Source organism: Gorillibacterium massiliense, from assembly GCF_000455485.1.
In the GTDB taxonomy this organism is placed as follows: domain Bacteria; phylum Bacillota; class Bacilli; order Paenibacillales; family NBRC-103111; genus Gorillibacterium; species Gorillibacterium massiliense.
Genome location: NZ_CBQR020000135.1, coordinates 1 through 7,611, shown reverse-complemented (window position 1 = coordinate 7,611; position 7,611 = coordinate 1). Strand labels below are relative to the sequence as shown.

Sequence of the window (7,611 nt, the reverse complement as noted above, 5' to 3'; positions counted from 1 at the left end):
AAGTCGATTTCCCCCGCCAATCCGGCGCTTTTAAGGGCGGCTTGGGCGACTTCAATGGCCTCCGGATCAATATCCGAGCCGGTGATCTCTAGGGGGATATCGTCCCGGACCAGGTCATAGGCTTCCTCTCGGGCATCGTTCCACAGCTTGGCGGGGATTTCCCGCCAGTTTTCCGCCGGGAAGGTGCGGCGCAGTCCGGGCGCGATGTTCCAGCCGATCATCGCCGCTTCGATGGGGATGGTGCCGGAGCCGCAAAAGGGATCGTATAGCGGCCGGTCCGGCTGCCAGCGGCTCAGCTGAACCATGGCGGCGGCGAGGGTTTCCTTCAGCGGTGCTTCGGTTACGAGCCGGCGGTAGCCTCGCTTGTGCAAGCTGGGACCGGTGGTGTCGATGGTCAGCGTGGCGATGTTACCCAGCAGTGCAACTTCAACGACGTACCGGGGACCGGTTTCCTGGAACCAGTCGGTGCGGTAAGCCTGTTTCATTTTCTCTACGATGGCTTTCTTGACGATGCCTTGGCAGGCGGGGACGCTGCTTAGCTGGGACTTATGGGAGCGGCCTTGAACGGGGAATTCTCCGTTTTCCGGTATCCAGTCCGGCCAGTTTAACGCTTTCGTGCCTTCAAACAACTCGTCGAAAGTGGTTGCAGGGAATTCACCCATTTTTATGAGCACGCGATCAGCGGTCCGCAGCCATAGATTGGTCCGGCAGATAGCCTGTTCGTCGGCGGTAAAGGTTACGCGCCCGTTCTCGGTGTGCGCGTCGTCGTAGCCTAAATCTTTAATCTCCCGCGCCACAAGGGCTTCGAGTCCCATGGGGCAGGTAGCGATCAATTGGATGGCGGCCATGATGTCGTCATCGTCTCCGTTTCGTTTTCATTCTGTTTGTTTGGAAAATTCATGTACCTCTAATCATACAGGTAATGCAGCCGGGAATCCAGCCTGTCCGGCGTAAAGTGGAAAAGCCGGAAATCATGCGGTATGATGGGGAGCGAGAACAGCGGTTAACGTGAAAAGAAAGCGATGAGGACATTACCGATGAAGATGACCGATAAAGAAACCGATTATCAGGATGATCCACAGGAAGGATGTCAACAAGACCCTTCCCTTTTGCAGCCGGAAAGTCCGGAGAGTTATGCGGAACGGCTGTATCCCGTTGACGAGCAACTGCGGCTGACGAGAGAGGTACTGCTAACCGAAGGCTTGCCGGATATTTCCGTTGCCCCCGCTTATGGGCGTTTATTGACGCTACTTGTGAAAATGAAGGGAGCCCGCCGTATTTTGGAAATCGGCGCTCTCGGCGGGTACAGCGGTATCTGTCTTGCCAGAGGCTTAGGCCCGGACGGAGATTTGATTTCACTGGAAATCAAGGAGGAGTTTGCCCGGGTAGCCCGGGCAAACCTGGCTGCAGCCGGTTTGGCGGCGCGGGCGGAAGTACGTGTCGGCAATGCCCGGGCAAGCTTGGTCCGGCTTGTGGAGGAGGGTCAGCGGTTCGACTTCTTTTTCATCGATGCCGATAAGGAAAACTACCTGGAGTACTTGGATCGGGCGCTGGAACTTTCCAATCCGGGAGCCGTTATCGTGGCGGACAACACGTTTATGACCGGCAAAGCCCTCGACCCCAGCCGGACCGGCCCGGGCGTAAGAGGCATCCGCCGATTCAACGAGCTGGTGGCCGTTCACCCGCGGCTAGAGAGCACGATGCTTCCTGCTTATGACGGCTTGACTATCGCCAGAGTGAGGGAGTAATGCATTTTAGCCTCCAAAAAGAGCGGTAGCAAAAAAAGAAGCCTTCCATTCCGGCAAAATGATCCGCCGGATGGAAGGCTTTTTCGGTTGGGTGTCAGTTGGCGGATGCCGCTGGCCGCCGTTTGTTGAGGGAGGTGCGGACCCATACGGCATTGATCAGAAGCAGCGAGCCTGACAGCAGGAACACGCCTTGAATGCCGATCCACGGGGAGAGCAGCCCACCGGTGATGGGACCGAGCACGTTGCCAAGGGCTAGGGTACTGGTGTTCAGACTGTAGCTGCGGCTTTCCATCCCCTCCGGCGTGAATCGGCGGATCAAGGCATAGACGGAAGGCAGCAGGCCGCCCATGAACATGCCGAGGACGAAGCGGGCAATAATCAGCTGCAAGACGGTTCCGGCCATCGCTTGCAGCCCGAAGCTCAATGCAGTTCCTACTAGGCAGATATTGAGCACCCGTTCGGAGCCGAATTTGTCGCCCAATTTGCCCAGGAGCGGCGATATCGCCATGTTGGAGATCCCGTTTGCCGAACTGACGACGCCTGCGAAGAAGGCGAGCATCTCACCTGTTCCATGGATCTTCTGCACGTACAGAGGCAGCAGTTGGGAAGGGCTGAGCAGGGCGAATTGAAACAGAAAGGTCACGGTAAACAGAGCGGGCAGTTGAGTGATTTTCGCCAGTTCCCGCACGCTTTCGAGAGTTGACATCTTCGGCTTGCTGAGGGCGGCGCTGCGATCGAATTGGTCGGTTACGAGAAAGGTTGCCAGCAAGGAGGCAACGCAGATCAAGGCACCGGTAAGGAAGAAAATATTGCGGTAGCCGATAACATCCGCCAAGAGCCCTCCGATAAGCGGCCCGAATATTCCCCCTGCTACACCACCTGTTTGCAGAATGCCCATGGCAAAGCCGACTTTTTCCCGTGGCGTGTTCGCCGAGAGCAGAGTGACGGAAGCCGGGTTGAAGCCGGAGATGGTACCGTTCAAGAGACGAAGCAGCAGGAGCTGCCAGGCTTGTCCCGTGAGCCCCATGGTGGCCATGACAATGGCCATACCGTAGCCTGAGCGCAGCAGCATGATTTTCCGGCCGTACCGGTCGGCGACGCTGCCCCACAGGGGTTGAAAAAGAAAGGAGGTGACGAAGTTGGCGGCGAAAATCATCCCCGACCAAATCGCCACCTGGTGTGTATTATGCATGCCCATTTCCTGCAAATAAAGAGGGAGAAACGGGGTGATCATGGTGGTGCCTGCCATGACGAAGAATTGGCCGAACCAGAGAACGGCAAGATTCACTTTCCATTTTTCCAAGATGCTGATCTCCTTCCGTACTGGATCAGTCGCGGTTCACCGCACACAGGTGAGTCGTGAGTAACTGGTCCGATTAATCTGCCGATAGCCGAATATTCAATAAATAAGTATAGGCCTATGCGAAGGAGATTACAAACTTTACCTTTCTTCGCGGCTTTTGCGAATGGCTTCTGGCACCAGGCATGATTACGGATTTTTATTTCCTAAATCAACAATATTATCGCCGGAAAAGGGGAAATGCGGTCATTTTTGGCGTAGAAATCCGGTAGCTTTTAGAGTAAAGTTATCTATTGTTGAATCAACCGATAGAGGAGATTTTCATGAATACCAAGTCAACCGGCGAATTGTCCCGCGCTGCGGAATCGAAGCAGGAGCAGGCGACCATCGCTACCACCCGCGCCGACCGCGTGCTTTTCACCGTCGTTACCCTGCTGTATTGGTCATCCTTGTACGTTTATGTACCTATTCTTTCGGACTATTTGACCTTCCGAGGGATGAGCTTGTTTTTAACCGGACTTGTTCTGGGAAGCTACGGCTTTACCCAAATCGTCATTCGGCTTCCCCTCGGCATGGCGTCGGACCGGCTGCGCCGGAGGAAACCGTTTATCATGCTGGGCATGGTGACGGCAGCCTTGGCCTGCCTGCTGTTTCCCATAGCCGGTTCCTGGGGTTGGCCTTTACTTGCCCGTATCGTTTCCGGGGTATCCGCTTCCACCTGGGTTGCCTTTACCGTCCTTTATTCCAGCTATTATCCGCAAAACGAGTCGACGAAAGCCATGGGCTACATCAGCGTCATGACGGCGGCAGGTCAACTGGTGGGCATGACATTGAGCGGTTGGACCGTCAGCCAGTTTGGCTATCATACGTTGTACATGTCGGGAGCCGTCATTGGTTTAGCAGGCTTCGTTGCTGCGACATTCGTCAAAGAACCGAAAAGCGGAGTAGCGCGTGATCCGATCCGCATGAAGGATCTCACCGCAGTCGTCTCTTCTCCGACCTTGATAACCGTCGCGCTGCTGTCTATTCTTGCCCACAGCGTTCTGTTTATTACGATGTTCGGGTTTACTCCATTACAAGCCAAGGCATTGGGTGCCGGTAAAATGGAGCTGACGCTCCTTGTCGTCGCGTTCATGGTGCCTCATGCCATCGCTAACCTGCTTAGCGGACGCAAGATTGCGCCTAAGCTGGGCACTGGAGCAACCCTACTCATCGGCTTTATTGTCAGCGGCATTTGTACACTCTTGATCCCCGTCGCATCCTCTTACGGTTGGCTCTTGCTGACCCAGGTGTTTAACGGTTTCGCGCAGGGACTGCATTTTCCGCTCCTGCTCGGTTTGTGCATCCGGGATATCGAACCTTCCAAACGGGCGACGGCCATGGGCTTCTATCAGGCAGTCTATTCCATCGGCATGTTCGCCGGTCCGTTTATCGCCGGTTGGTTGAATGACGACTACGGTCTTGCGAGCGGCTTCTATCTTGGCGGAATCCTGGCGTTTGCTGCCGCGTTTTTCTTGTTGGCAAGCCGAAAAAGAGCAAAACTGTTTTGAATAACCAATCGTGCTAAGTTTTCGAGTATAGAAAACGTCTCTAGGTAAAGCCGAAAGTATGAATGTTTGGTATAATGGAACAATTGTTCTCTTAAATTGAATCATTGAGGTGAGTGAAGATGCAGCCAACACGCTCATCCCGGTATGCCAAAAAGAAGCGAAGAAGACAGATATTATCCACAGTCGCTTTAATCTTGGCCGTCCTTACCGCTGCGGTGATGATCGTGGCTTTTGCCCCGGGGCTCTTGGAGCAGCCTAAACCGGAGAAGACGGATTCGGCCCAATCCTCCGAGGGTCCGAAACAGTCAACCCCGTCTGTTTCCACGTCGAGCGATACCACAGGTTCAACGCCGGCTAACTCAACGTCTACGCCTTCCGCGGCTGGAGGAAAACGGACGCCGAAGCCAACCGTAAGCGGAGCAGCCGGTTCGTCCGTACCGTCGAAGGAGCCGCAAAAGGATCCGCAGCAAGAACCGGACGCAACCGGCAACCCGGGAGCTTTTACCGATAAAGACCGGATTCATCTATCTTTTATGGGCGACGTGCTGCTGGCGGGATCGGTCCAGAAACTGTTGGATCAAAAAGGTTACGATTATCCCTACCAAGACGTCAAAAGTTATATCCAGCAAGCGGACTTTGCCATTGCCGACTTGGAAAGCCCCGTCACCCTTCGAGGGGACGCCCAAACGAAGGAATATGTATACCGGGCGAACCCCGCCGCGCTGCCGTCGTTCAAGAAAGCGGGATTCGATCTGGTAACCCTAGCTAACAACCATACGATTGACTATGGAGAGCAAGGGCTGCTGGATACATTCGATCATCTGAAAGCGAACGGTATCCCGTATGTAGGGGCAGGCCAAGACGCGGACGAAGCCTATAAGCCGGTGATTTTAAAAGCTAAAGGAATATCCATCGCCTTCCTCGGTTTCAGCCGGATCGTGCCGAATGGCAGCTGGAAAGCGGGGCCAAACCATCCGGGGGTTGCGGAAACGTACGATTACAACAAACCGGTGGAGGCTATAAAAAAAGCGAAAGCGCAAGCTGATCTGGTCGTGGTGCTGCCTCATTGGGGCATTGAGCGGCAGGATACGCCGGAGCCTTACCAAAAGGAGCTAGCCCGCCGATATATCGATGCCGGAGCTGATCTGGTGGTAGGCGACCATCCCCATGTTGTGCAGGGATTCGAGCAGTATAAAGGCAAATGGATCGCCTACAGCTTGGGCAACTTTATTTTTACGACCAATGACAAGCCGAAGACCAATGACAGCATGATTCTCCAAGCGGCTTGTACGCAAAAAGGCGAATGCTCCATCGAGGTACTGCCGATCTTCACCCGCATGGCCAAGCCGGAGCGGATGCAGCCCGATGCTGCTGCGGCGTTGTTTTCAAGACTCTCGGCCGTATCTTATGGAGCGAAGCTGCTTAAGGACGGGCAGGTTGTTTCGACAACCGAGACTCATTGAACGATTGCGAAGTTGATCTTATTCCATTCTTCTTAAAAATGATGAGCGGTTCTGGAGCCTTGCCGGCTTCCGGGCCGCTTTTTCTACGATATAAGAAAGGATAAACTCTGGAGCATCAGCTTCCTTATATCGCAAGAAAAACTACCTTTATATGCGGTCTGGCTTCTTTGAATGTACGTCGATATACGTTTTTCTTATAAATTGATTCTTGCGACGTATAAAAGTAATATAAAACTGATTGATAAACTCTCGGAATACTGAGTCGGCTTTTATGAAGATGATTTTATCGTACATAAGAAGGGATTGACACAGATGTTTACTGATGTGCGCAACGTTTACTGCGTGGGGAGAAATTACCGGCTGCATGCCGCCGAATTGGGTAACGACGTGCCGAAATCGCCGATGCTGTTCACGAAACCGACCCATTCGCTGGTTCAGGCGGAGGGGAATGCTATCGCACTGCCGGGTGATCGGGGCGATGTTCATTACGAAGCGGAGCTGGTGCTTCATATCGGCCGGGATTACGAGCCGGGTATGCGGGTGGAGGAGCTGGTGGACAAGCTGGCCATCGGCATCGATTTCACACTGCGGGACGTGCAGAGCGAGTTGAAGGAAAAAGGCTTGCCCTGGCTTGCGGCCAAAGGCTTTTTAGGGTCTGCGCCAATCGGGCGGTTTTTTCCTTATCCAGCAGCCGGGATTACACAGGTTCCGTTTTCCTTGTCGATCAATGGCGTGGAAAAACAACGGGGGACAGCGGCGGAGATGATCTTCGACCCGCAGACGCTGGTGGAATTCATCGCTGCCCGCTACGGTCTTGGAGCAGGGGATTTGATCTTTACCGGCACTCCGGCAGGCGTTGGCCCCGTTACGGACGGCGATACCTTTGAACTGTTCTGGAACGGGGAAGAAGTCGGCAGCTTCCAAGTAAAGCTTGCTGCTGACGACGCCGCCGGCAAAAAAGCATGATTATTGGAACGTTTTCGGCCTCATCTTCCCACTGGCTGGTTACGGCGGCGGATATCCCCGATTGGTTGGCGCTGCCAGGTTGGCTTATCCCGATTATGGACTCACCCTGGCTGATCGGACTCATCGGCAGCTTGATCATCGGCGGACTGGCCTATTGGAAAAATGCGCTGACATCTTCCGGCGCCATCGCTGCGGCAGTGGTTGGAACCGCGCTGTATGCCTTGGGCAGTCCGGTGTGGTTTGCGCTTCTCATCGCCTTCTTTGTTTCTTCTACCCTCTTATCCAAATGGAAGAGGCACAAGAAGAAACAAGCGGAAGAAGGCTATGAGAAAACCGGCCGGCGGGATGCCGGCCAAGTGGCGGCCAACGGGCTGGCCGGCGCGCTGCTGTGCGCCGGAAACGCAATATGGCCGCACCCGCTATGGCTCGCCGCCTACGCCGGCGTCATGGCAGCGGTGAACGCGGACACGTGGGCGACGGAGATCGGCGGACTCAGCCGCCGGGCTCCCCGCTCCATCGTGACCGGCAAGCCGGTGCCAGCCGGCGCCTCCGGCGGCGTCACGGCGCTGGGCTCCGCCGCTAGC

7 protein-coding genes are annotated in these 7,611 nt (G+C 54.9%); 5 read left to right on the top strand and 2 right to left on the bottom strand.

The genetic code is table 11. The features are described 5' to 3' along the window. A partial coding sequence (locus TJ79_RS17610; protein WP_040951662.1) for a THUMP domain-containing class I SAM-dependent RNA methyltransferase occupies positions 1–848 on the bottom strand: 848 nt, incomplete at its 3' end. A 189-nt stretch (positions 849–1,037) separates the two neighbouring features. On the opposite strand from TJ79_RS17610, the gene TJ79_RS17605 reads away from it, so the two are divergent. Next, positions 1,038–1,748 carry an O-methyltransferase gene (locus TJ79_RS17605; RefSeq protein WP_238323056.1) on the top strand — a complete coding sequence of 237 codons (711 nt, stop codon included), beginning with the start codon at positions 1,038–1,040 and terminating at the stop codon, positions 1,746–1,748. A 94-nt stretch (positions 1,749–1,842) separates the two neighbouring features. Here the strand turns inward: TJ79_RS17605 and TJ79_RS17600 are convergent, their stop codons facing one another. Next, positions 1,843–3,051 carry an MFS transporter gene (locus TJ79_RS17600; RefSeq protein WP_040951661.1) on the bottom strand — a complete coding sequence of 403 codons (1,209 nt, stop codon included), beginning with the start codon at positions 3,049–3,051 and terminating at the stop codon, positions 1,843–1,845. Between the two features lie 320 nt (positions 3,052–3,371). Here TJ79_RS17600 and TJ79_RS17595 point away from each other — a divergent pair, with 320 nt between their 5' ends. The 4 genes from TJ79_RS17595 to TJ79_RS17580 all read left to right on the top strand — a co-directional run. Beyond that, positions 3,372–4,598 carry an MFS transporter gene (locus tag TJ79_RS17595; RefSeq protein WP_081756976.1) on the top strand — a complete coding sequence of 409 codons (1,227 nt, stop codon included), beginning with the start codon at positions 3,372–3,374 and terminating at the stop codon, positions 4,596–4,598. Positions 4,599–4,717: 119 nt separating this feature from the next. Beyond that, positions 4,718–6,061, top strand: a complete 1,344-nt coding sequence (locus TJ79_RS17590; protein WP_040951660.1) for a CapA family protein — start codon at positions 4,718–4,720, stop codon at positions 6,059–6,061. A 312-nt stretch (positions 6,062–6,373) separates the two neighbouring features. After that, positions 6,374–7,027 carry a fumarylacetoacetate hydrolase family protein gene (locus TJ79_RS17585; RefSeq protein ID WP_040951659.1) on the top strand — a complete coding sequence of 218 codons (654 nt, stop codon included), beginning with the start codon at positions 6,374–6,376 and terminating at the stop codon, positions 7,025–7,027. 95 nt (positions 7,028–7,122) lie between these two features. Then, positions 7,123–7,611: DUF92 domain-containing protein (locus TJ79_RS17580; protein ID WP_040951663.1), on the top strand; the 489-nt coding region annotated here is incomplete at its 3' end.